Source organism: Actinomyces gaoshouyii, assembly GCF_002076915.1.
Classification (GTDB): domain Bacteria; phylum Actinomycetota; class Actinomycetes; order Actinomycetales; family Actinomycetaceae; genus Actinomyces; species Actinomyces gaoshouyii.
This window is the reverse complement of sequence record NZ_CP020468.1, coordinates 1,028,764-1,050,878: the sequence shown is the minus strand read 5'-3', so window position 1 is coordinate 1,050,878 and position 22,115 is coordinate 1,028,764. Positions and strand designations below refer to the sequence as shown.

Annotated in this window: 20 protein-coding genes; 3 read left to right on the top strand and 17 right to left on the bottom strand. The window is 71.9% G+C overall.

Annotation, left to right across the window (positions count from 1 at the left end; all coding sequences use genetic code 11):
* Positions 1-87: 87 nt before the first annotated feature.
* The 14 genes from B6G06_RS04300 to B6G06_RS04235 form a co-directional block, all read right to left on the bottom strand.
* On the bottom strand, positions 88-945 hold the full coding sequence (locus B6G06_RS04300; protein WP_081171129.1) for an SDR family oxidoreductase: 858 nt from the start codon (positions 943-945) through the stop codon (positions 88-90).
* A 60-nt stretch (positions 946-1,005) separates the two neighbouring features.
* Entirely contained in the window at positions 1,006-1,527 is a 522-nt protein-coding gene (nusB, locus tag B6G06_RS04295; protein ID WP_229657936.1) for a transcription antitermination factor NusB, read from the bottom strand.
* 62 nt (positions 1,528-1,589) lie between these two features.
* On the bottom strand, positions 1,590-2,153 hold the full coding sequence (gene efp / locus B6G06_RS04290) for an elongation factor P (protein WP_080463387.1): 564 nt from the start codon (positions 2,151-2,153) through the stop codon (positions 1,590-1,592).
* An 81-nt stretch (positions 2,154-2,234) separates the two neighbouring features.
* Entirely contained in the window at positions 2,235-2,915 is a 681-nt protein-coding gene (locus tag B6G06_RS04285; protein ID WP_080463388.1) for an FMN-binding negative transcriptional regulator, read from the bottom strand.
* 10 nt (positions 2,916-2,925) lie between these two features.
* Positions 2,926-3,474 carry a shikimate kinase gene (locus tag B6G06_RS04280; protein WP_081171127.1) on the bottom strand — a complete coding sequence of 183 codons (549 nt, stop codon included), beginning with the start codon at positions 3,472-3,474 and terminating at the stop codon, positions 2,926-2,928.
* Positions 3,471-5,345, bottom strand: a complete 1,875-nt coding sequence (gene aroB, locus B6G06_RS04275; RefSeq protein WP_080463390.1) for a 3-dehydroquinate synthase — start codon at positions 5,343-5,345, stop codon at positions 3,471-3,473. Before aroB ends, B6G06_RS04280 begins: the two co-directional genes overlap by 4 nt.
* Before the next feature lie 64 nt (positions 5,346-5,409).
* Positions 5,410-6,636: a chorismate synthase gene (gene aroC, locus B6G06_RS04270; protein WP_080463391.1), complete on the bottom strand. Its 1,227-nt coding sequence runs from the start codon at positions 6,634-6,636 to the stop codon at positions 5,410-5,412.
* Positions 6,637-6,675: 39 nt separating this feature from the next.
* Complete coding sequence (locus B6G06_RS04265) at positions 6,676-7,650, bottom strand: shikimate dehydrogenase (protein ID WP_080463392.1); 975 nt, start codon at positions 7,648-7,650, stop codon at positions 6,676-6,678.
* A gap of 52 nt (positions 7,651-7,702) precedes the next feature.
* Complete coding sequence (gene mltG, locus B6G06_RS04260; RefSeq protein ID WP_080463393.1) at positions 7,703-8,923, bottom strand: endolytic transglycosylase MltG; 1,221 nt, start codon at positions 8,921-8,923, stop codon at positions 7,703-7,705.
* Entirely contained in the window at positions 8,920-9,396 is a 477-nt protein-coding gene (gene ruvX, locus B6G06_RS04255) for a Holliday junction resolvase RuvX (RefSeq protein WP_080463394.1), read from the bottom strand. Before ruvX ends, mltG begins: the two co-directional genes overlap by 4 nt.
* A gap of 14 nt (positions 9,397-9,410) precedes the next feature.
* Complete coding sequence (alaS, locus tag B6G06_RS04250; protein ID WP_081171125.1) at positions 9,411-12,125, bottom strand: alanine--tRNA ligase; 2,715 nt, start codon at positions 12,123-12,125, stop codon at positions 9,411-9,413.
* Between the two features lie 219 nt (positions 12,126-12,344).
* Positions 12,345-12,968 carry a 30S ribosomal protein S4 gene (rpsD, locus tag B6G06_RS04245; RefSeq protein ID WP_080463396.1) on the bottom strand — a complete coding sequence of 208 codons (624 nt, stop codon included), beginning with the start codon at positions 12,966-12,968 and terminating at the stop codon, positions 12,345-12,347.
* A gap of 214 nt (positions 12,969-13,182) precedes the next feature.
* On the bottom strand, positions 13,183-14,022 hold the full coding sequence (locus tag B6G06_RS04240) for a sulfite exporter TauE/SafE family protein (RefSeq protein ID WP_081171123.1): 840 nt from the start codon (positions 14,020-14,022) through the stop codon (positions 13,183-13,185).
* Positions 14,022-15,407, bottom strand: coding sequence for a replication-associated recombination protein A (locus B6G06_RS04235; RefSeq protein ID WP_081171121.1), 1,386 nt, complete (start codon positions 15,405-15,407; stop codon positions 14,022-14,024). The genes B6G06_RS04240 and B6G06_RS04235 overlap by 1 nt, the downstream gene beginning before the upstream one ends.
* Positions 15,408-15,480: 73 nt before the next feature.
* Here B6G06_RS04235 and B6G06_RS04230 point away from each other — a divergent pair, with 73 nt between their 5' ends.
* The gene (locus B6G06_RS04230; RefSeq protein WP_081171119.1) at positions 15,481-18,003 is read left to right on the top strand and encodes an MMPL family transporter; all 2,523 of its coding nucleotides are present in this window, start codon (positions 15,481-15,483) and stop codon (positions 18,001-18,003) included.
* Here B6G06_RS04230 and B6G06_RS04225 read toward each other — a convergent pair.
* Positions 17,980-18,597, bottom strand: a complete 618-nt coding sequence (locus tag B6G06_RS04225; protein ID WP_080463407.1) for an L-threonylcarbamoyladenylate synthase — start codon at positions 18,595-18,597, stop codon at positions 17,980-17,982. The two genes, B6G06_RS04230 and B6G06_RS04225, sit on opposite strands and share 24 nt — an antisense overlap.
* 116 nt (positions 18,598-18,713) lie before the next feature.
* On the opposite strand from B6G06_RS04225, the gene B6G06_RS04220 reads away from it, so the two are divergent.
* Together B6G06_RS04220 and B6G06_RS04215 are read left to right on the top strand one after the other, a co-directional pair.
* A complete protein-coding gene (locus B6G06_RS04220; protein WP_080463400.1) occupies positions 18,714-19,028 on the top strand; it encodes an ArsR/SmtB family transcription factor in 315 nt (104 codons plus the stop codon).
* Positions 19,012-19,335 (top strand): hypothetical protein, encoded by a 324-nt coding sequence (locus B6G06_RS04215; RefSeq protein ID WP_081171117.1) that lies wholly within the window; start codon positions 19,012-19,014, stop codon positions 19,333-19,335. Before B6G06_RS04220 ends, B6G06_RS04215 begins: the two co-directional genes overlap by 17 nt.
* Before the next feature lie 93 nt (positions 19,336-19,428).
* Here the strand turns inward: B6G06_RS04215 and aspS are convergent, their stop codons facing one another.
* Positions 19,429-21,204 (bottom strand): aspartate--tRNA ligase, encoded by a 1,776-nt coding sequence (gene aspS, locus B6G06_RS04210; RefSeq protein ID WP_081171115.1) that lies wholly within the window; start codon positions 21,202-21,204, stop codon positions 19,429-19,431.
* A gap of 103 nt (positions 21,205-21,307) precedes the next feature.
* Positions 21,308-22,108 (bottom strand): DNA-directed RNA polymerase II, encoded by an 801-nt coding sequence (locus B6G06_RS04205; protein WP_205635470.1) that lies wholly within the window; start codon positions 22,106-22,108, stop codon positions 21,308-21,310.
* Positions 22,109-22,115 lie beyond the last annotated feature (7 nt).

Here is a 22,115-nt window from a genome sequence, read left to right as displayed (position 1 = left end):
GACCGCATCATGGGCATGTGAGACCAGCCACGTGACGCGCGGTGGCAGGCGGGTCTCGCCTCTCCCGGGATGGGGCGGAGGGGCGGCTCAGCCCCGCGTGGCGAGCAGGTCGGCGAAGGATATCGGCTCCCGGCCGGTGAGGGCACGCACATCATCGGTGACGACATCGAGGGCCCCGGAGGCGATCGAGGTGTAGGTGCTCACCCAGCCATCCAGCTCCCAGTCCGGCGCCCCGTAAGCCTCACGGCTGGCGTACGCCTCTTCGATCGTCTCGGCGCGGTAGATGGTGGGGCTGCCGTGCTCGGTGAGGGCCTGGGCGATCTCGGCCAGGCTGAGGGAGGCCGGGCCGGTGAGCCGGTAGGCGGCGCCGTCGTGCGCCGATGCCGGGCGCCGCCCGGCGCCCGCGAGGTCGAGGAGGACCGCGGCGGCGCAGCGGCCGACGTCCGCCCTGGCGACGGCGCCCACGCGCCCGTCCCCCGCCGGTCCCGCGATGACGCCGTTCACGGCGAACTCGGGGAGATCGTCGGTGTAGAAGGAGTCTTGAAGGAAGGTCCATCCCATGCCGGAGGCCGCCAGGGCCCGCTCAGTGGCCCAGTGGGTGCGCGCGTAGGTGAAGACGGCGTCGGGCGCGGCCGAGAGGAACGAGGTGTAGACGACGTGCCCCACGCCGGCCTCGCGCGCAGCCCCGATGAGGGACAGGTGCTGTTCGAGCCGGTCCTCTGCCTCGTGCGCCGAGACCATGAGGAGAGCATCGACCCCCTCCAGGGCGGTCCGACAGGCCTCCTGGTCGCCGTAGGGCGCCACCGCGACGTCGTCGGCCCACGACGGGGCGCGGGAGGGATCTCTCACGAGAAGGCGGGCGGCCACGCCCTCGGAGTGGAGGATACCGGCTGCCATGCCGCCGATGTGGCCGGTCGCACCGGTGATGGCGATGCGGGTGCTCATGCGGCCAGCATAGCCCAGCGGCGTCGACGCGGGCGCGGGCGGTGACTACTGCCCGAGGGATCAGCGCAGCGTGTCGGCGAGGTCGACGACACGGCCGAGAAGGCCGCCGAGGTAGCGCGGTGAGTCGTCGGTGGACAGGATCCGGGCCAGTGTCATGGCCTCGTCGACGGCGACCGGGGCGTCGACGTCATCGTTGTGGACGATCTCCCACACGGCCACGCGGGCGATGGCGCGATCGACGGCGGGCATGCGGGCGAGCGTCCACCCCTGGGCGTAAGCCTCGATGGCGTCATCCACCTCGGCCAGGTGATCGGCCAGGCCGGCGAGGATCTCGCGGGTGTAAGCGGGCGCCTCGGTGTGGTTGGCGGAGTGAACGGCGCGCTCGACGGCCAGGTCGCGCAGACGCTCGGGAGCCCCCGAGGGGTCCCCCTCGCGCGAGGGGCGCAGGAGGCCCTTCTGGTCCGCCTCGAACAGGATCTCGATGGCCCGCCGCCGCGCCTTCGTGCGGGCGGTGACGGCGTGCTTCGAGGCGGCCCTCGAGGAGCGCGGTGCCGACGGGGACTCGACGCTGGGCGCGGGGATCCCCCCGCGCGGGTCGGCCGCCCGAGCGGCGTCGTCAGCGGGCACGGCTGGCACGGCGGGCCTCAGTCGTTGACGCGGGAGATGTAGGAGCCCGAGCGCGTGTCCACCTTCACCCTGTCACCGGTGTTGACGAACAGCGGGACCTGGATCTCGGCGCCGGTCTCCACGGTCGCGGGCTTGGTGCCGGCATTGGAGCGGTCGCCCTGGAGACCAGGTTCGGTGTGGGCGATGGTGAGCACCACGGAGGGGGGCATCTCGACGAAGAGCACGGAGGACTCGTGGAAGGCGACGATGACCTCCTGGTTCTCCAGGAGGAAAGTGGCGGCATCGCCGACGACGTCGGAAGGCACGTTGGTCTGCTCGTAGGACTTGACGTCCATGAAGACGTAGTCGTCACCGTCCTTGTACAGGTACTGCATGTCACGGCGGTCGACGGTGGCGGTCTCGATCTTGAGGCCGGCGTTGAAGGTCTTGTCCACGGTCTTGCCGGAAAGGACGTTCTTGAGCTTGGTGCGCACGAAGGCCGGGCCCTTGCCGGGCTTGACGTGCTGGAACTCCACCACCTGCCACAGCTGGCCCTCCAGGTTGAGCACCAGGCCGTTCTTCAGGTCGTTCGTCGTTGCCACGAGTGGTTTCCTCTACTTCAAGTCGGGGACCGGGCTCCCTGGGCTGTCCGCGGGGTCCGGCGCGTCTAGGACGCGGCGAGTCTACCGTGCCGGGCCAGGGCCTGCGACAGCCCGGCGCGCGCCGCGCAGGCGGGTGATCGTCGCGAAGCGCTCCTCGGCGTAGGGAAGGGAGACCTCTCGCAAGTACCGGGCCAGGCGCACCTCCCCTTGGGCCTCCATGGCGGCGATGAGGCCGCGCACATCATCGGGGTGGCGGTTCTGGCTCATCTTCGCCTTGCCACGCACCGTCGTCGCCTCGACGCTCACGGCGACGATCGCCCGCGACATCCGCTGGAGCTTGTCCTGGCCGACGGCGTCCAGGGCACCGCCATCGCCCATGGCCTCGGTGAGCCGCACGGCGGCCTCCAGGGCCGCGTCCGACCCGGGGTCGATGCGGACCCGCCCGCTGACGTGGAGCGTGATGTAGTCCCAGGTGGGGACATTCGGCATGATGCCGTTGGTGACGTACATGCCCGGGGAGACGTAGGCGTCGGCCTCGTCGAGGATGACGAGCCCGGTGGGATGCGCGAGCGGCTCGGCGGCCTGGGGGTTGTTCCTCACCAGGTGGGTGACGAGGGCGCCCGCGGCGTCGTCGTAGTAGAAGGGGACGAGACTGGCCTCAGGGCCGTGGTCGTGGACGGTGACGAGGTTGCCCCGGCGCGGCTCGGTGAGGAGTCGACGGGTGTAGTCCTCGGGCAGCTCGAAGTGCTGGGCGACGTACATGCGGCTCAGGCTAGGGACGGGGCGCAGGGGTGTCGAGGAGCGTCACGATCCGGTCCGCGCAGTCCGCCGGTTCTCGATCCGAGGTGTCGACGACGACGCCGGCGGCCCGCCGGCACAGGGCCTCGCGCTCGCGCAGCATCCGGGTGAACTCGTGGTGGATGGTGCCCAGGGCCACCGAGCGCGGAGCGTCGAGGCCGTTGCGGGTGGTCAGGCTCCGCACGGAGGCGGTCAGGCCGACGACGGCGCCGCCCTGCCCGGGCAGGGCGGCCAGGGCGGCCCTGACGCGCTCCGATCCCAGGCAGCCCGATCCCAAGGCGAGGATGCCGCCGGAGACGCGGGCGGCCTCGATGAGCCCGAGGGCAACCGCCTCCTCAACGCGCCGGTACTCGGCCTCCGGGATGGCCACGAGCGCGAGCTCCTCCTCGGTGCCGAGCCGGGCGGCAGTCCGGGCGCCGAGGTCCAGGCAGGGCGCGCCCCGCAAGTCGGCCAGGGCGCGGGCGACGGTGGTACAGCCGGCGGCGGGCGGACCGATGAGGACGATCGCCGGAGCGGTGCTCATGCGCCTCCCTCCGGGCTCGCGGTGACGGCGCGGTGGGCCGCCTCGAGCTCGCCCGGGGTAGGCTCGACGCCCCGGACGGGCCGGGCCCGTCCGAAGCGGTCCTCGATGAGCACCATGCGCAGCCGTCCGGCGCGGTTCTTCTTGTCCGAGCGCATCGCCGCGCGCAGGTCGTCCCAGCGCTCAGCGCCGTCGGGGAAGGACACCGGCAGGCCGACCGCCGCCAGGGCCTCGCGATGACGAGCAAGGCCCTTGCCGCTCAGGAGTCCCCTCCGGTGGGCGATCTCGGCGGCGAAGACGCATCCGACTCCCACGGCCTCGCCGTGACGCCACGCGTAGTCGGTGATCCGCTCGATGGCGTGGCCGTAGGTGTGCCCGTAGTTGAGGATCTCGCGCAGCCCGGACTCGGTGAGGTCCTCGGCCACGACGGCGGCCTTGACGAGGACCGCCCGGCGCACGAGCTCGGCCAGGACGGGCGCGTCCGAGCGCAAGCAGGCGGCCGGGTCGGCCCCGACGAGCCGCAGGATCTCCTCGTCGTGGATGAGCCCGCACTTGATGACCTCACCGAGCCCGGCGCGCAGCTCGTCGAGCGGAAGGCCGGCCAGGGTGCCGAGGTCGGCGACGACGGCGCTGGGCGTGTGGAAGGCCCCCACGAGGTTCTTGCCGGCGGCGGTATCGATGCCCGTCTTCCCGCCAACCGCGGCATCGACCATGGCCAGGAGGGTGGTGGGCACCTGGACGACGGGGATGCCCCGCAGCCAGGTGGCCGCGGCGAAGCCGGCGAGGTCTGTGGTCGCTCCCCCGCCGACGCCGATAAGGCAGCCGTCGCGGCCAACCCCCGCCCGCCCGAGGCGCTCCCAGATGGAGGACAGCACGTCGGCGCGCTTGGAGGCCTCCCCATCGGGGACCTCGATGAGGGCCGTCCGCAGGCCGGCCGCATGGAGGTCCCCGGCGAGTCCCCCGGCGGCCTGGGCGAGGACGCCGGAGTGGATGATCCCGACGCCGCCCGCGCCCTGGCCCGGCGAGGCGAGGACCGCCCTCGTCACCTGAGGGGCGAGCCCGCGCCCGATGACGACGTCGTATCCCGGTGCTCCGGGGACGTGAACGGTGGTGGCGCCCTCAGGGTCCTCGGTCACGCGGGGGCGGGCGGTCCGCCGGGGCGCGGGGCCGGCGGGCGCCTCGGGCGACGGCGGCCGGCAGGCGGGCGCGTCCGAGCGGATGCCCGCATGGGCGAGTCCCCGGGCGGTGGCGGCCGGCGTCGCCCCGAGGGAGACGAGCACGAGAGCGGCCACCTGGGCCGGAGTGAGCCCATCGGTGGGCACGGTGGCGGTGGCGATCTCCTCGTAGAGGGGCCGGCGTTCGGCGTCGAGCGCCTCCATGCGCGCCAGCACGCCAGTCAGCGCTCCCTGGGAGGCCTGCACCGCGGTGAGGGCCGCGTCGGAGTCCGATCCAGGGCTGATGAGGGGGCGGCCCTCCCCGCTGCCGACGTGCTGGGCGGCGGTGGCGGGGCGGGCGGAGAGGTAGACGACGGTGTGATGCCGCAGCATCTCGCGGTTCTCCGGGCGCAGGATGCCGCCGCCGCCCAGAGCGATGATCCCGTGGGCCGCGCCGAGGGATTCCAGGACGTCCCGCAGCGCGCGGGTCTCGCGGTCGCGGAAGCCCTCCTCCCCCTCGGCGGAGAAAATCTCCGGGATCGTCATGCGCGCCCGGCGCCGGATCTCGGCGTCAGTATCGGTGACCTGGATGCCCAGGGCGGCGGCGAGGAGGCGGGCGACCGTCGTCTTACCCGCGCCCGGCAGGCCGACCAGCACCAGCGGCAGGCGCTCCCGGCTGATGATTGCCGTGGTGGCGGGGTCCGTGCGGTAGTGCTTCATGGGCGTCTCCTCGTCGGTGGTATCCGGTGGCGCCTCCCGGCGCCCGCAGTGGATCGGTCAGGGCTCAGGCGGTCCAGTGGGTCCTCTCGGCGATGCGCTCGGTGTAGGCGCGCAGGTTCCCGGCGCACTCAGTGACCGAGTCACCGCCCGTCTTGTCCAGGAGGGCCTGGGCGAGGACGAGGGCGGTGGCCGCCTGGGCGATAACGGCCCCGGGCACCACCGCCGTGGTGTCTGATCGCTGGTGGAGGCCAGTGGCGGGCTCCCCAGTGGCCAGGTCCACGCTGCGCAGGGCGCGGGGAACGGTGGAGATCGGCTTGTAGGCGGCTCGCACGCGGATCGGGGAGCCGTTGCTCATGCCTCCCTCGATACCGCCAGCCCGGTTGGATGCGCGGGTGACGGCGCCGTCGGCGAGGGCGAGGATCTCATCGTGAGCCTGGCTGCCGGGCAGTCCGGCGGTCTCGAAACCATCCCCGATCTCCACGCCCTTGACGGCCTGGATGCTCATGAGCTCACCGGCGAGCCGGGCGTCGAGGCGCGAGGCGGCGACGGTATGCGTGCCCAGGCCGATGGGGACGCCGGTGGCGATGACCTCGACCACTCCCCCGAGGGTGTCGCCGTCCTTGCGCGCGGCGTCGATGCACTCGACCATGGCCGCGCTCGTGGCCGGGTCGACGCAGCGCACAGGGTCGGCATCGAGACGCTCGACGTCCTCGGGCGTGGGGGTGGGCGCGCCGGCCGGCAGGCGGACCTCCCCGATGCGCACCACGTGGCTGACGAGCCTGATGCCGGCGATCTGCTCGAGGATGGCCTCGGCGACGGCGCCCAGCGCCACCCGCGCGGCGGTCTCCCGCGCTGAGGCTCGCTCTAGGACGGGCCGGGCGTCGGGGAGGTCGTACTTGAGGGCGCCAGGGAGGTCGGCGTGCCCGGGGCGCGGGCGCGTCAGAGGCCGGTTGCGGGCGATCTCGCGCTCATCGCCGGTACCGGCGTCGATGAGCAGGTCCTCGGCGGGGACGGGGTCAGCGCTCATGACGGTGCGCCACTTGGGCCATTCGGAGTTGCCGATCCGCAGGGCGATGGGGCTGCCGATGGTCAGACCGTGGCGGATGCCCCCGATGATGCTCAGCTCATCGCGCTCGAAGCGCTGGCGGGCGCCGCGGCCGTGACCGAGCCGACGCCGGGCCAGGGCGGAGCCGATCCGTGCGCTCGTGATGGCCACGCCCGCGGGCGCGCCCTCCATGAGCGCGGTCAGCGCCTCGCCGTGGGACTCGCCGGCAGTCATCCATCGCAGCATGGGTGGATCATCGCACAGGGCCGGCGCGCCGGCGCGCTGTCACCGAGTGTCGAGCGCGCTCAGCAGGGCCCCGCGCATGGCGCTGGTATCCGGTGAGCGGCCGGTCATGAGACGGACCTGAGCCACTGCCTGGTGCAGGAGCATGAGCCAGCCGGGCGCGATCGCGCCTCCGGCTCCGCTCCAAGCGCGGGCCAGGGCAGTGGGCCAGGGCGCGTAGACGACGTCGAGGAGAACGGCCTCGCGCCGGGCGCCGCCGCGGACGCGGTGCGCCCGGGCGAGCGGTGCCGCGAGGGTGTCGGCCGCGCCCCGGGGCAGGGTGGAGACCACGAGATCGGCCCTGGCCACGGCCTCCGCGACGATGGCGTCGGAGGCGGGCTCGCCGGGCCGCCAGGTGAGGGTCCGGATCTCCAGGCCCATGCGGTGGGCCGCGACGAGCGCGCGGCCCGGGCCGGCGTGGCGGCGGGCGGCCACCGTGATGCTGTGGGCGCCGAGCTCGGGGAGCGCGGCGAGGGCGGAGCAGGCCGTGGCCCCGGAGCCGAGGACGAGAGCGGTGGGCGCCGGGAGCTTCAAGCCTTCGGCCGCGGCGGCGCCGGGCAAGTCGCGCGCCTCCCTCAGCGCGCCGGAGATGCCGGCGACATCGGTGTTGAAGCCCGCCAGGAGTGCTGGGCCCGCGCCGGAGCGCTGGGCGACGACGGTATTGACCGCCCCGACGGCCTGGGCGAGTGGGTCGATGACGTCGAGCATCGGCATGATGGCCTGCTTGTGCGGCATGGTCACCGACAGCCCCGCCCAGGCGGGCTCCTCGCCCACGGTGGCGCGCAGGGCATCGACGAGGCCGACCAGTTCACCGGGCGCGACCCGGAGCGCCTCATAGGACCAGTCGGCCAGGCCCAGGCCCTCATAGGCCGCGCGGTGGAGCACGGGGGACAGCGAGTGGGCGATGGGATCGCCGATGACTGCCGCCCGGTGAGCGGACGCGGGCGGCGCGCCGGCAGGGGAGTCGATACGTGTCATCGGGTCAGCGGTCCTCCTGATGCTGTCCCAGTGCCCAGCCCGAGGCCCCGGCTCAGCCGGCCGGCGTCGGGGTGGCGGTGGCGGAGCTGCCGTTGCACACATCCGGGTGGGCCTGGCAGAAGGCGGTGAGTTTCTTCGTGTTCTCATCCTGCTCTTCCTTCGTCTTCGCGAAGAGCGTCTTCCCCGTGTTGAGGTCGACGGTGACGAAGTAGAGCCAGTCGCCGGGCTCCGGGCTGGCGACGGCCTTGAGGGCCGCCTCGCCGGGGCTGCCAATGGGTGTTGGGGGCAGGCCCGCATTCCGGTAGGTGTTGTACGGGTTGGAGGCGTCGTCGACCTCTTCCTTGGAGGGCACTCCGCCGGTGCGCCCGAGCCCGTAGAGGATGGTGGAGTCCATCTCGAGGCGGCCGCCGGTCCCCGACTCCTGCTTCGTCAGGCGGTTCTCGACGACGCGGGCGACCTTCCCGAAGTTCTGCTGGCTGCCGGCCTCCCTCTCGACGATGGAGGCCTTGATGAGGGCGTCCTCGTATCCCGCGGGATCGAAGCCCAGCTTTTGGAGGCGCGCCATCGTGGCGCTGACCATTCTGGCGACGACCTGCGTGACGGTCTCGCCCTCCTTGAGGCCGTACGTTCCCGGGGCGAGCCAGCCCTCGACGTCCCCCTTCGCGGCCTCGGGCAGGCCGATGCCCTTGAGATCCTTGTAGGCGGCGTCGACGTCCTCCGCGCTGACCTGCATGACGCTCATGATCTTCTCCTTGACCTGATCCTTGGTGAATCCCTCGGGGATGGTCAGGGAGTGGTCGGCTCGGGAGGCCGGATCGAGCAGGGCGGCGACGGCGGAGGCGCCGGACATCCTCTGCTTGAGCGTGTAGGTGCCTGGCTGGATGTTGGCGGACTCCGAGTTGGCATTGAACGCGTCGATGAAGGCCTTCGGGGACGCGACGACGTCGTTCTTGTACAGCAGATCGGCGATGATCGCTCCGGTGGCGCTCTGGGGGATCTCCACGATCACCGAGCCCTCGCCCTCACCCGAGTAATCGGCGACTGTGGACTGCTGCTCGCGGACGCCGTGCAGCACCCCGTAGCCCCAGTAGGCACCCGCACCAGCGCCGGCCACGGCAACGCTGAGGATGAGCACGGTGAGCACGTGGCGGCGGAAGCGGCGCTTCTTGCGCGCCTTCTCGCGACGGGCCTTGCCGCGCCTGGACGGCGGCTCGGCCGTCAGCGGGTCATCGGAGATGATGCCGATCTGCTCGAAGAGATCGTCCTGGCTCATCGCGTGTCTCTCCTGGTCGGGGTGACGGGCTCACCGATCGGCGAGCCCGTGGAACGCTCGGCCTCCAGGGCCTGGTTGAGGATGACCACGGCGGCCGCCTGGTCGACGACGCCCCGGAAGTCCTTCTCATGGCGCCCACTGGCGTGGAGCGCCTGATGCGCCGACACTGTGGAGAGCCGCTCGTCGACGAGCCTGACCACCACAGGGGAGATGGCCTGCGCGAGAGCGCGTGCCCAGTCCCTCGCATCACGCGTGGACGGGGTCCGCTTGCCCCCCAGGGAGACGGGCAACCCCACAATAGCCTCAATGGCCCCGTGCTCGGCGACCAGTTCGGCCGCCTCATCGATGTCGCCTCCGTAACGATCCCGCTCAAGCGTGGCCACCGGAATGGCCAGGATCGCCTCGGCGTCGCACCTGGCGACGCCGATCCTGGCCTTGCCGACGTCGAACGCCAGGCGGAGTCCGCTGCGCATGGCTCCCCCCGGGCTCAGGCGCCCAGGGCCTGGGTGATGGCGGCCATCGCCTCGGGGAGGGCGCCGGCGTTCTGCCCGCCGCCCTGGGCGAGGTCCGGCTTGCCGCCGCCACCGCCGCCGAGGGCCTTGGCGGCCACCTTGACGAGCTCGCCCGCCTTGGCGCCGATGTCACGGGCAGCGGCGTTGGTGGCCACGACGATGACGGGGCGCTCACCCGACACCCCGGCGGCCACGATCACCGTCGGCTCCGCCTCGCCGAGGCGCTCGCGGGCATCGAGGACGAGGGATCGCAGGAGGTCCGCGTTGGACACGGCGCCGAGGTCGGCGACGGCCAGGCGGTAGGCGCCCACGCGCCGCGCGCCGTTGACCACCTCGACGACCCGGGACGCCATCGCGGCCTGCTCGGCGGCGGCCAGGCGCTTCTCGGCGTCCTTGAGGCGGCCCATGAGGGATTCGATGCGCTCGGGCAGCTCCTCGGGGCGCCCACCGATCATGGTGGACAGCTGGGAGACGAGGGCGTGCTCTTTGGCCTGGAATCCGTATGCGGCATCCCCCACGAGGGCGTCGATGCGCCGCACGCCCGAGCCGATGGAGGACTCGCCCAGGATGGCGATGCGCCCGATGTGCCCGGTGGAGGGCACATGGGTGCCACCGCACAGCTCCCGGTCGAAGTCGTCGCCGATGGTGACGACGCGGACCTCGGTGCCGTACTTCTCACCGAACAGGGCGATGGCGCCAGAGGCCCTGGCGTCCTCGAGGCTCATGGTCTCGGTGCGGACCTGGAGGTCCTCGGCGAGCTTCTCGTTGACGAGGGCCTCGATGTCGTTGACCTGCCCGGTGGTCAGCGCCGTGTTGTGGGAGAAGTCGAAGCGCAGCCGGGAGGGGGAGTTCTCCGACCCGGCCTGCTCGGAGTCCGGGGCGACGGTGCGGCGCAGCCCGGCGTAGACCATGTGGGTGGAGGTGTGGGCCCGGGCGATGGCCAGGCGGCGCTCGGTGTCGATCTCGGCGTAGGCCCTCTCTCCCACGGCGATGGCACCCTCGGTGAGGGTGCCCCGGTGGACGGACAGGCCGCGGATGGGGGCCTGGACGTCGCCGACCTCGACGATGCCGCCGCCGGCCAGGCGAATGACGCCGTGGTCGGCGAGCTGGCCGCCCATCTCGGCGTAGAAGGGGGTGCGGTCCAGGACGACCTCGACCTGCGCGGGGGCGGTGGCCACCGGCTCGGGCCGACCGTCGAGCAGGAGACCGGCGACAGTGGCCTCTGCGGAGGCCTCGGTGTAGCCGAGAAACTCCGACCCCCCTCCCATGGAGCGCTCGATGTCCTGGAAGAGACGGACGTCGATGTGCCCGGTCTTCTTGGCGCGGGCGTCGGCGCGGGCGCGCTCCTTCTGCTCGTCCATGAGTGAGCGGAAGGCGGCCTCGTCGACATCGACGCCCTGCTCGGAGGCCATTTCCAGGGTGAGGTCGATGGGGAAGCCGTAGGTGTCGTGCAGCTCGAAGGCGTCCTGCCCGCTGACCAGGGGGCGCGCGCCGGCCGCGGACGCCCGCTCGCGGGCCCGCCCGACGGCGGTGTCCAGGATGGTGGTTCCGGCGCTGAGAGTGCGGCGGAAGGCCTCCTCCTCGCCGTAGGCGACCTCCGAGATGGTCCCCCAGCGCTCCTCGAGCTCGGGGTAGGACAGCTTCATGACGTCCTTGGAGGCCGTCAGGAGGGTGGGCAGGGAGGCCTCGTCGACGCCGAGCAGGCGCATGGAGCGCACGGCGCGGCGGATGAGCCGGCGCAGGACATAGCCACGGCCGTCGTTGCCGGGGCGCACGCCATCGCCGATGAGCATGAGGGCGCTGCGGACGTGGTCGGCCACGACGCGCATGCGCACGTCGTCCATGTAGGCCGCCCCGGCCTCCGGGCCAGCGGCTCCCAGGCCGTAAGCGCGCCCGCTCATCGCCTCAGCAGCGGCGATGACGGGGTAGACCTCGTCGATCTCGTACATGTTGGGCTTGTCCTGGAGGAGGAAGGCGATGCGCTCCAGGCCGGCGCCGGTGTCGATGGCGGTGGAGTCGAGCTTGCCGACGAGCTCGAAATCGTGGCCCTCGCCCTCCCCGCGGACGAACTCGTCGAAGACGAGGTTCCAGATCTCCAGGAAGCGGTCGCCGGCGGTGTCCGCCTCCGGGCCGCCGTCAGGGCCGTAGGCCGGGCCGCGGTCGTAGTGGATCTCGCAGCAGGCGCCGGCGGGGCCCGGCTGGCCGGTGGACCAGGAGATCTCGGCGAAGGGGAGCTTCTGTACATGGAGGGGGGCCACGCCGATGGTCTTGGTGAGGTAATCCCAGGAGACCTCGTCCTTCTCCCAGATGGTCATCCACAGGCGATCGCCGTCCAGACCGTACCCTCCGGCGCTCGTGGGCGTGGTCAACAGCTCCCAGGCGTACTGGATCGCCCCCTCCTTGAAGTAGTCGCCGAACGAGAAATTGCCGTTCATCTGGAAGAACGTGCCGTGGCGAGTGGTGCGGCCGACATTATCGATGTCGTTGGTGCGGATGCACTTCTGCACGCTGGCGGCCCTGGGCCAGGGCGCCGGCTCGGTACCCAGGATGTAGGGGATGAAGGGGACCATGCCCGCCACGGTGAACAGGATGGACGGATCTGGCGAGATGAGGGGCACCGACGACCGGATCTCGTGGTCCTTGGAGGCGAAGAAGTCGAGCCAGCGGGAGCGGATCTCGGAGGTGCGCATGGGGGTCCTCGTGCTCGGGGGTGATCGGTGCCCCCGCGGCCGGGTGGAGCGGGGACGTGGTTGGTTCCGGCCTGACCGGGCCCCGGACTCTGCGGCCGAGGGCGGTCGGAGGAGCGGGTTCTACCCAGGGGCGAGCCTACCCCCGGAACGCGGGATGCCCCACACCGGCAGTCCGGCACGGGGCATCCCGCACTGGGCGGGCCAGCGGGCCCGATCGGCTCAGCGGGAGTAGTACTCGACGACCATCTGCACGTCGCAGGTCACCGGGACCTCGTCGCGCTTGGGGCGGCGCACCAGGGTGGCGGAGAGCTTCTCGAGGTCCACCTTGAGGTACTCCGGGACCGCCGGGAGGACGTCACGGTGAACGCCGGCGGCGGCGGCCTGGAAGGGCACCATGACCTGGGAGCGGCTTCGGACCTGGATGGTCTGGCCGGGGCGCACGCGGTAGGAGGGCCGGTCGACGACCTTGCCGTCGACGACGATGTGGCGGTGCACGACGGCCTGACGGGCCTGAGCGATCGTACGGGCGATGCCGGCGCGCAGGACGAGAGCGTCCAGGCGCATCTCGAGCAGCTCGACGAGCGACTCACCGGTCAGACCCTTCTCACGACGGGCCTCCTCGAAGACGCGCTGGAGCTGGGCCTCGCGGATGCCGTACTGGGCGCGCAGGCGCTGCTTCTCCTTGAGGCGGACGGCGTAGTCGGACTCAGTGCGGCGACGGGCGCGGCCGTGCTCGCCGGGGCCGTAGGGGCGCTTCTCGAAGTAGCGAACGGCCTTGGGGGTCAGCGGGATGCCGAGGGCGCGCGAGAGGCGCACCTGGCGGCGGGAGCGCGAAGAGCTCATACCTGTGTTCTTCCTGTCGGAGTGATCGCACGCCGCGGGCGGTTGCTCGCGGCGCGGGGTCAGCCTCTGATCGGGGCGATCGGGCCAGGACCCCAGGCGCCCGGCACGGCTCTGAGGACCGGGCGGTCCACGGACTCGCGCCTGGGCGGCGCCGGTACTCTAGCGCAGACCGCCCCGCGCTCACCGCCCCGGAGGCCGGCGTGTGAGCAGATCCTCAACGCCCGCTCTCCCGCGGCGGAGGATCCGCGGGCCCCGACACGGCCGCGCCCCCGGGGCGCCGCGCCCGTCGCAGCACGGAGGCGATCGCGACGACGATGAACGCGGAGAACAGCCATGAGGCGGCCCTCGGGCTGAGCGCCCGGGCGATGACGGCGCCCAGCGGCGAGCCGATCACCGAGGCGAGTCCGACCACCATCCCGATGCGGGCGTCGGGCAGACCCCGGCGCAGGTTCGAGACCGTCCCCGCGATGGCGGTGGGCGCCATGGCCGCCAGCGAGGTCCCCCGGGCCAGGAGGTCGCCCGCCCCGGCGAGGATCTCGAGACCGGGGACGATGACCACTCCCCCGCCCACGCCGACGAGCCCGGCCAAAAGCCCCGCGATGAGGCCGATGCACACCAGCGCCGCCACCGCGCCGGGATCACGGGCGGCATCGAGGCTCAGCGCCGCCTCGCGCACGGGCTCGTGCGCCCGCCCCATGACGAGCACGGAGGCGGCGAAGGCGATGAAGATCCACGGCAGCGCCCGTGCCGGGAGGACCGCGAGCAGGCGCGTGCCCATCCGCGCGCCCGCGAGGGAGCCGAGAACGATGATGAGGGCCGCGGCGAGGGAGACATCACCGCGCAGCGCGTACGTCGTCGTTCCGGCCAGGGACGCCGGGATGATCGCCACGAGGGAGGTCGCCGCCGCGCGGCGCTGGTCCATGCCCAGGATCGCCACGAGGGCGGGCACGAGGACGATGCCTCCCCCGACGCCGAACATCCCCGAGAGCACCCCCGCGCCCAGGCCGACGCAGGCGGCGAGTGCCAGCCGGGCGACGGCCGGACGATCGCCCATCACCGACCCCCGCGCATGAGGGATCGGATCGACTCCAGGCGCCGGGCGACCTCGGCCTCGAAGCCGTGGCCCGTGGGCCGGTAGTAGGAGGCGCCCGCCAGGTCCGCGGGCAGGTAGTCCTGGGCGACGACGCCGTGCGGGTAGTCATGGGGATAGCGGTAGCCCTCGCCGTGCCCGAGCCCGGAGGCGCCAGCGTAGTGCGCGTCGCGCAAGTGGGCGGGCACGGCGCCGCCCTTGCCCGCGCGCACGTCCTCGATGGCGGACTCGATGGCGGCGATGACCGCGTTGGACTTCGGCGCGGTGGCCACGGCGAGCGCCGCCTCGGCGAGGATGATGCGGGCCTCGGGCATCCCGATCATGGCGACCGCCTGCTGCGCCGCCACCGCGGTGGCCAGGACCCCGGGATCGGCCAGCCCGACATCCTCTGCCGCGTGGATGACAATGCGCCGGGCGATGAAGCGCGGGTCCTCCCCCGCGGCGATCATGCGGGCCAGGTAGTGCAGGGCGGCGTCAGGATCCGATCCGCGCATGGACTTGATGAAGGCGCTGGTGACGTCGTAGTGCTGGTCGCCGGCGCGGTCGTAGCGAACGGCGGCGATATCGGCGGCGCGCTCGACATCGGCCAGCCCCACCACCGGCGGCCCGCCATCCTCGGGAGCGCCGGCATCCTGCGGGCGGGCCGCGAGGATGGCGCCGGCGGCCGCCTCGAGCACGGTGAGCGACTTGCGCGCATCCGATCCGGCCATGCGCACGATCTGCTCCTGCGCATCGTCGTCGAGCGCCACCGCCCCCGCGAGCCCCCGCTCATCGGTGACCGCTCGGGACACCAGGGCGCGGATGTCATCGGGACCGAGCGGGTGGAGGGTCAGCAGCAGCGACCGGGACAGCAGCGGTGAGACCACGGAGAAGGAGGGGTTCTCGGTCGTGGCCGCCACAAGGGTCACCCATCGGTTCTCCACACTGGGCAGCAGGGCGTCCTGCTGGGACTTGGAGAAGCGGTGGACCTCGTCGATGAAGAGCACCGTCTCCTCCCCCGAGGCCGCCAGGCGCCTCCTGGCATCGGCGACGACGGCGCGCACGTCCTTGACCCCGGCGGTGAGCGCGGAGAGCTCGACGAAGCGCTGGCCCGAGCCGCGCGCCACGAGGTAGGCGAGCGTGGTCTTGCCCGTTCCCGGGGGTCCCCAGAGGATGACGCTCGACACGCCCGCTCCGCCCGCGCCACCCGTCGGCTCGACGAGCCGGCGCAGCGGGGAGCCGGGGCCGAGCAGGTGCCCCTGGCCCAGGACCTCACTGAGATCGCGCGGCCTCATGCGCACGGCGAGCGGCGCGTGCGAGTCGGCAGGCAAGCCCGCCTCGTCGGTGCCGGCGGCGTCGAACAGGTCCACAGGGTGACCCTATCCTCATCCGGGCCCCGCCACCGAGCCCGCGGGGCGGTTCTATCAGTGGAACAATGCCGCCATGCTCTCCTGGCTCGCCCACCGCATCGTCAAGGACGCCTGGTTCATCGTCGCAACCTGGGCCGTCATCGCCTTCGTGCTGCTCACTCCAGCGCTCGGCGGTGCCGGCATCGACGGGCTCTTCAACCGTCTCGGCCCCGCCAAGACCTCCATCGACGATTCCCAGAGCGCTCAGGGTCAGGCCATCTACTCCGCGCTCCAGGGGGACGGGGTGGCGGTCACCCTGCAGGTGACGGGCCTCGACCTCGACACCCAGATCGACGCGGTCACGGCCGCGCTGGCCCCGGTCCACGCCGACCTCAACGACCTCGTCGGCGAGGTGAACGTGGCCGACCCGTTCGTCGTGCCGGACCCCCTGGGGAACAAGGGAGTCCAGGCCTTCATCGCCCAGGACCGCAGCGGCTTCCTCATGTTCGTGACCGTCAACCCCAACGGCCGTGACATCGCCTCCCCCGATGACACCGCCTACGCCCGCAAGCTCCAGCGCGACGTCCAGCGCGTCACGGACCGCCTGCGCCGCGTCCCCGACGACCTGCGCCAGATCGCGCCGGGGGTCAGCGGCATCGTCACGACGGATGCCCTCGTGTCGGCGGCGGTCAATGACCAGGCCGGGGCCGATCTCGCGCGCGGGGAGGCCCTCGCCCTGCCCGCGGCGCTCATCATCATGGTTCTGGTCTTCGGGGGCTTCCTCGTGGCGGGGATGCCGTTGCTCGGCGGGATCACATCGATCGTCTCGAGCCTGGGCGTGCTCTGGCTCACGAGCCTTATGGTGGATCCGGGAGGGCTGGAGGTCACCGTCGTCGCGATGATCGGCCTGGGCCTGTCGATTAACGACGCCCTGCTCATGACCGTCCGCTTCCGCGAGGAGCTCGGACTCGGGCGCACCGATCCGCGGGCGTCGGCGCCCCTCGCCGCCCGTGGCCGACGGCGCCGCACCGGGCGCCGCGACCCACTTATCGCCGAGGCCATGGAGCGCACGATGCTCACGGCTGGGCGCACGGTGCTCATGACCACCGTCGCGGTGGCGCTTCCGCTGGCGGCACTGGTGGCAGTGGGCACGTCCTCCCTGCGGGTGACGGCGATCGCGGGGGTGATCGTCGTGGTGCTCGCCGCGCTGTCGGCGATCACGCTCGTCCCGGCCGCGCTCGTCCTGCTCCACGGATTCATGGTCAGGCCCTCATTGCTCGGCCGGGTGCCGGTGCTGCGCGCCCTCGTCCACCCGGTCGACGGCTCTTCTCGGGAGGAAGGCGCCTTCGCTGCGCTCGCGCGCGGGGCGCAGGCGCGCCCCTGGCCGGTCCTGGCGGCCTGCGCGGCTCTCCTGGCACTGCTGGCGTGGCCGCTGGGGCACCTGCACCTGCTGGTCTCCGATCGCGACCTCCTCCCCCCGGACGCCGAGCAGCGGGTGTACCAGCGCGTCCTGGAGGAGCAGTACCCCAGCCTCGCCGCCACCGATGCCGTGCTCATCATGCAGGCCACTGGGGATTCCGCGACGTCGTTCATCGACGACCAGGTGGCCCATGCGCCCGGAGTGTCCAGCGTGACGCAGACGAAGGCGGGCCAGTACACGGTGGCCTACCTCAGTCTAGAGGGCTCGGCATCGTCGTTGTCCGCCGAGAGGGCCGTCTCGGCCGTTCGCGCGCTCAACCCGCCGGCGGACACATGGGTGACCGGCAAGGCGGCGACGCAGGTGGACTTCCGCTCCGCTCTCGTGGGCGCGCTGCCGCCCATGATCGTCATCGGCATGGGCGCGACCATGGTCCTCATGCTCATGATGACGGGATCGCTCATCATCCCACTGCTGGCGCTCCTGACCACATCCCTGTCCCTGGCAGCCTCCCTGGGCGCGGCGACCCTCCTGTTCCAGGACGGCTACCTGGCGGGCGCCCTGGGCGTGACGCCGATCGGCGGCGTGGAGGGCTACGCCGTGTCCACGGCTCTCGCCCTGGGGGTCGGGCTCGCCATGAGCCGGGAGGTCATCGTCCTGGCTCGCATGAGGGACCGCAGGGCGCGCGGTGAGCGGGGCGACGCCGTCGTCGCGGCCGGCCTCCAGGGCACTGGAAGGATCCTCTCGGTAGCGGGAGCGGTCCTCCTGGTGGTCCTCATGGGCTTCACCACTGGCAGGCTCATCGCAGTCAAGGAGGTGAGCCTCATCCTGGCGCTCATGGTCGTCATCGACGCGGTGATCGTGCGTCTGCTCCTGTTCCCCGCGGCGATGAGCCTGCTGGGCTCGCGTGGCTGGTGGGCGCCATCGTTCCTGCGGCGCTGGGCGGGCATCAGCCCGGACGGGGACTCAGGGGCACCGGAGGAGACCGCTGACGCCCGCAAGCCCGAGGACGCCGAGACGACCGAGGATGCCCGGGAGCCCGGTGCCGGCGATGAGACCGGGGCAGCGGAGGAGGACGACGACGGCGCGGGAGTCTCGGGGCGGAACGGCGCCGGGAGAGTTCCGTCCCGGCAGGCCTCCGCCGGCACGGGCCCCGAGGGCGATTCGGCGCCCGCGTCAGATGAGGTCGGGGGCTCCTGAGCCCTGGCGCACGACCTCGGGGACATCCGATGTGAGGTCCACGACCGTCGTCGGCTCGACCGAGGCGACCTCGCCCTCGATGACGACGTCGACGAGGTGCCCGAGGCCCTCCTCGATCTCCCAGCCATGCGACTCGGGAACGGTCCTGCCCGGGCGGATGAGGGAGGAGGAGAGGATCGGCGCACCGAACTCGGCAACGAGTGCCTGGGCTATGGGGTGCTCGGGGATTCGCACGCCAAGAGTGTGCTTCTTGGCATTGAGGGTCATCCGGGGCACCTCCTTGGTGCCCTTGAGGATGAAGGTCCAGGGGCCGGGGGTGAGTCGCTTGATGAGGCGGAACGCGTTGTTGCCGACGATCGCCAGCGGACCGACCTGGGCGAAATCAGCGCACACGAAGGTGAAGTTGTGCTTGTCGTCGAGCTGGCGGATGGCGCGGATCCGATCCAAGCCCTCCTTGTTGCCGGGCGCGCAGGCTAGGGCATAGCCGGAGTCGGTCGGATAGGCGACGAGGGCGCCGGAGCGGAGCCACTCGACGACCTTCGTGATGAGACGGGCCTGGGGGTTGACCGGGTGCAACTCGATGTAGCGCGACATGGTGACCATTGTGCCCCTCCCCCACCCGATCCGGGACGGATCCGAGAGGGAGGAGTCGACGGCGCGTCACATGAATCGAATTGCATATGCACGCTCATTGATATAAAGTTCCTCGCATGCTGCAGGTTGTGGTGCTCGACGAGGACTCAGCGGTCATCCGTCTGTTCAAGGCTCTGGCGAATCCCGTTCGAGCCACGATCATTCACCGCCTGACCCGGGGCAATGCGGATGTCACCGAGCTCGTCGAGCTCACCGGTGTCTCCCAGCCCCTCGTCTCCCACCACCTGCGAGTCCTTCGCGAGGCGCATCTCGTCGAGGCGCGGCGCGACGGCAGGCGGCAGAGTTACTCGATCATCGATGAGCACGTCGCCCACATCGTTCTCGACGCCATCAAGCACACCAAGGAGCATGACCATGACTGCCACCATTGAGCACCGCCCCGCTGAGGCCCACAACCACACCCACGGTCCCGACTGCGGCCACCTCGCCGTCATCCACGGTGACCACGTCGACTACATCCACGACGGCCACGCCCACCGCGAGGACGGCGGCCACTACGACGAGTGCTCCACGTGCCAGTGCGAGCACTGCTCGGATGCCTGCGCCGTGTGCGAGTGCGCGGACTGCTCCTGCCCCACCTGCAACCACAACACCTGCCAGTGCGAGCACTGCTCGGATACCTGCTCCTCGTGCGAGTGCGCGAACTGCTCCTGCCCCACCTGCGCCCACGCGGCCTGAGGACGGCTCCTCGCTCATCGCATACGAAACTGCGGCGGGCGGCGCGGATTCGCGCCGCCCGCCGCAGTTCTCCGCATGGGGATCCGCGTCAGGTCAGTCCTTGTCGCCGGGGACGGCGTCGACACCGGCCTCCTTGCGCTGCTCGGCGGTGATCGGTGCGGGGGCCTCGGTCAGGGGGTCGTAGCCGCCCCCGGACTTGGGGAAGGCGATGACGTCGCGGATGGACTCAGCCTTGGTGAGCAGGGAGACGATGCGGTCCCAGCCGAAGGCGATGCCGCCGTGCGGCGGGGCGCCGAACTTGAACGCGTTGAGCAGGAAGCCGAACTTCTCGTGGGCCTCCGCCTCCCCGATGCCCATGACCTTGAAGACCCGCTCCTGGACGTCGGGGCGATGGATGCGGATGGACCCGCCACCGATCTCGTTGCCGTTGCACACGATGTCATAGGCGTAGGCCAGGGCGTTGCCCGGGTCGGCGTCGAAGGTGTCGAGGCACTCGGGCTTGGGCGAGGTGAAGGCGTGGTGGACGGCGGTCCAGGCCGAGGCGCCCAGCGCGATATCACCCTCGTCGCGGGCCTCGGCGCTCGGCTTGAACAGCGGGGCGTCGACGACCCACACGAAGGACCAGGCGTCGGAATCGATGAGCCCGCAGCGCTTACCGATCTCGAGGCGGGCGGCACCCAGGAGCGCGCGCGAGGAGTCGACGGGACCGGCGGCGAAGAAAATGCAGTCACCGGGGGTCGCACCGGCGGCCAGGGCGAGGCCGGCGCGCTCGGCGTCGGTGATGTTCTTGGCGACGGGCCCGCCGAGCTCGCCGTCATCGCCCACGGTGACGTAGGCCAGGCCCTTGGCGCCGCGCTGCTTGGCCCAGTCCTGCCATGCGTCGAAGGTGCGGCGCGACTGGGAGGCGCCCCCGGGCATGACGACGGCTCCCACGTAGGGGTTCTGGAACACGCGGAAGGTGGTGTCCTTGAAGTACTCGGTGAGGTCGACGAGCTCGCAGCCGAAGCGGAGGTCGGGCTTATCAGTGCCGTAGCGCTCCATGGCGTCGGCGTAGGTCATGTGCGGGATGGGAGTGGCCAGGTCGTGGCCGATCAGGGCCCAGACCTCGCGCAGGATGTCCTCGGCGACCGCGATGACGTCCTCCTGGGTCACGAAGCTCATCTCGACGTCGAGCTGGGTGAACTCGGGCTGGCGGTCCGCCCGGAAGTCCTCGTCGCGGTAGCAGCGGGCGATCTGGTAATAGCGCTCCATGCCGGCCACCATGAGCAGCTGCTTGAACAGCTGGGGGGACTGCGGCAGGGCGTACCAGGAGCCGGGGGCCAGGCGGGCCGGAACGAGGAAGTCGCGGGCGCCCTCGGGCGTGGAGCGGGTCAGGGTGGGAGTCTCGATCTCGACGAAGCCGTGGGCGTCCAGCACGCGGCGCGCGGCGGCGGAGACCTTGGCGCGCAGGCGGATGGCGCGCTGCATGGGCGTGCGACGCAGGTCGAGGTAACGGTGCTTGAGGCGCGCCTCCTCACCGACCTGCCCGGCATCCTCGGCGTGGTCGGAGACCTGGAAGGGCAGGGGGGCGGCGGCGTTGAGGACCTCGACATCGGTGACGACGACCTCGATCTCACCGGTGGGGAGGTTGGGATTGGCATTGCCCTCGGGGCGAGCGCTCACCTCGCCAGTGACGGCCAGGACGTACTCGGCGCGCAGGTCGTGGGCGATCTCCTCGCGGATGACGATCTGGGCGATGCCCGAGGCATCGCGCAGGTCGATGAAGGCAACGCCCCCGTGGTCCCGGCGGCGGTCCACCCATCCGGCGAGGGTGACGGTGGCGCCGATGTCGGAGGCGCGCAATGAGCCCGCGGTGTGGGTTCGCAGCATGGAACTGGGTTCCTTCCCATTCGGAGCACTGAGACCGGTGCCCGTCGGGGCGCACCGCGAGACGAGCGGGCGCCGGGGGCAAGCCTACCCAGCCGGTGGGGCGTCAGTACTCAGGGGCGGTGGACTCGTTGCGACGGCGCTGCCTGGCCAGGATCCAGCGGTTAGTCCCCACGGTGGCGGCGAGGATGACCAGGAGGACGGACAGGCCCAGGACGCAGGCGCCCACCACCGGGAACGAATCGTCCTTGACCTCGACCGGCGAGGTGTCGCCGGAGTCACCAGGATCACTACTGGCCTCTGCGACGGCCGCCCCGGTCGTCTCCGGGGCACCCGTGGCGCCATTGGTCGCTGAGGCGCCGTCGGACGCGCCCGGGGAGGCGGTCGCCACCGGCGCGGTAGGCGCTTCGCCGCCGATGACGGTGACGGCGCCGACCGTGAAGAACGGGCTCTTGTTGGTGTAGTCGGCGGTGCGGACCGTGGAGGTCGGAACGTCCGGGCCGCCGGTGACACGGAATCGCAGCCAGTGGGTGCCCGACGGGACGTAGCCGGGGAGCTCGAAGGCGCCGGAGTACGTGCCGTCGGGCTGCACGGTGAACTGGGCGACCGAGCCTCCCGACGGCGAGCCGGTGACCGCGGCAGGGCTCCGCTCGGGCCCGACGGCGCCGTCGTCGATGAGGACCTGCACGGTGGCCCCGGGCGGGAATCCGGAGAGGGTGTAGCTCAGCGAGCCACCCGAGGCGATTGTCGAGGGGCTGACGGTCGACGCCGTGCCCGTGGTTGATTCCCCACTGACGGAGTCCTCGGCGGCCGCCGGCGGGGCGGCGGTGGCGCCCACGCCCGCTGCCGCGCCCAAGGAGAGCATCGCCGCCAGTGCGACGGCGCTCCCCCGGCGAAGCCTTCCCATTCGCCCG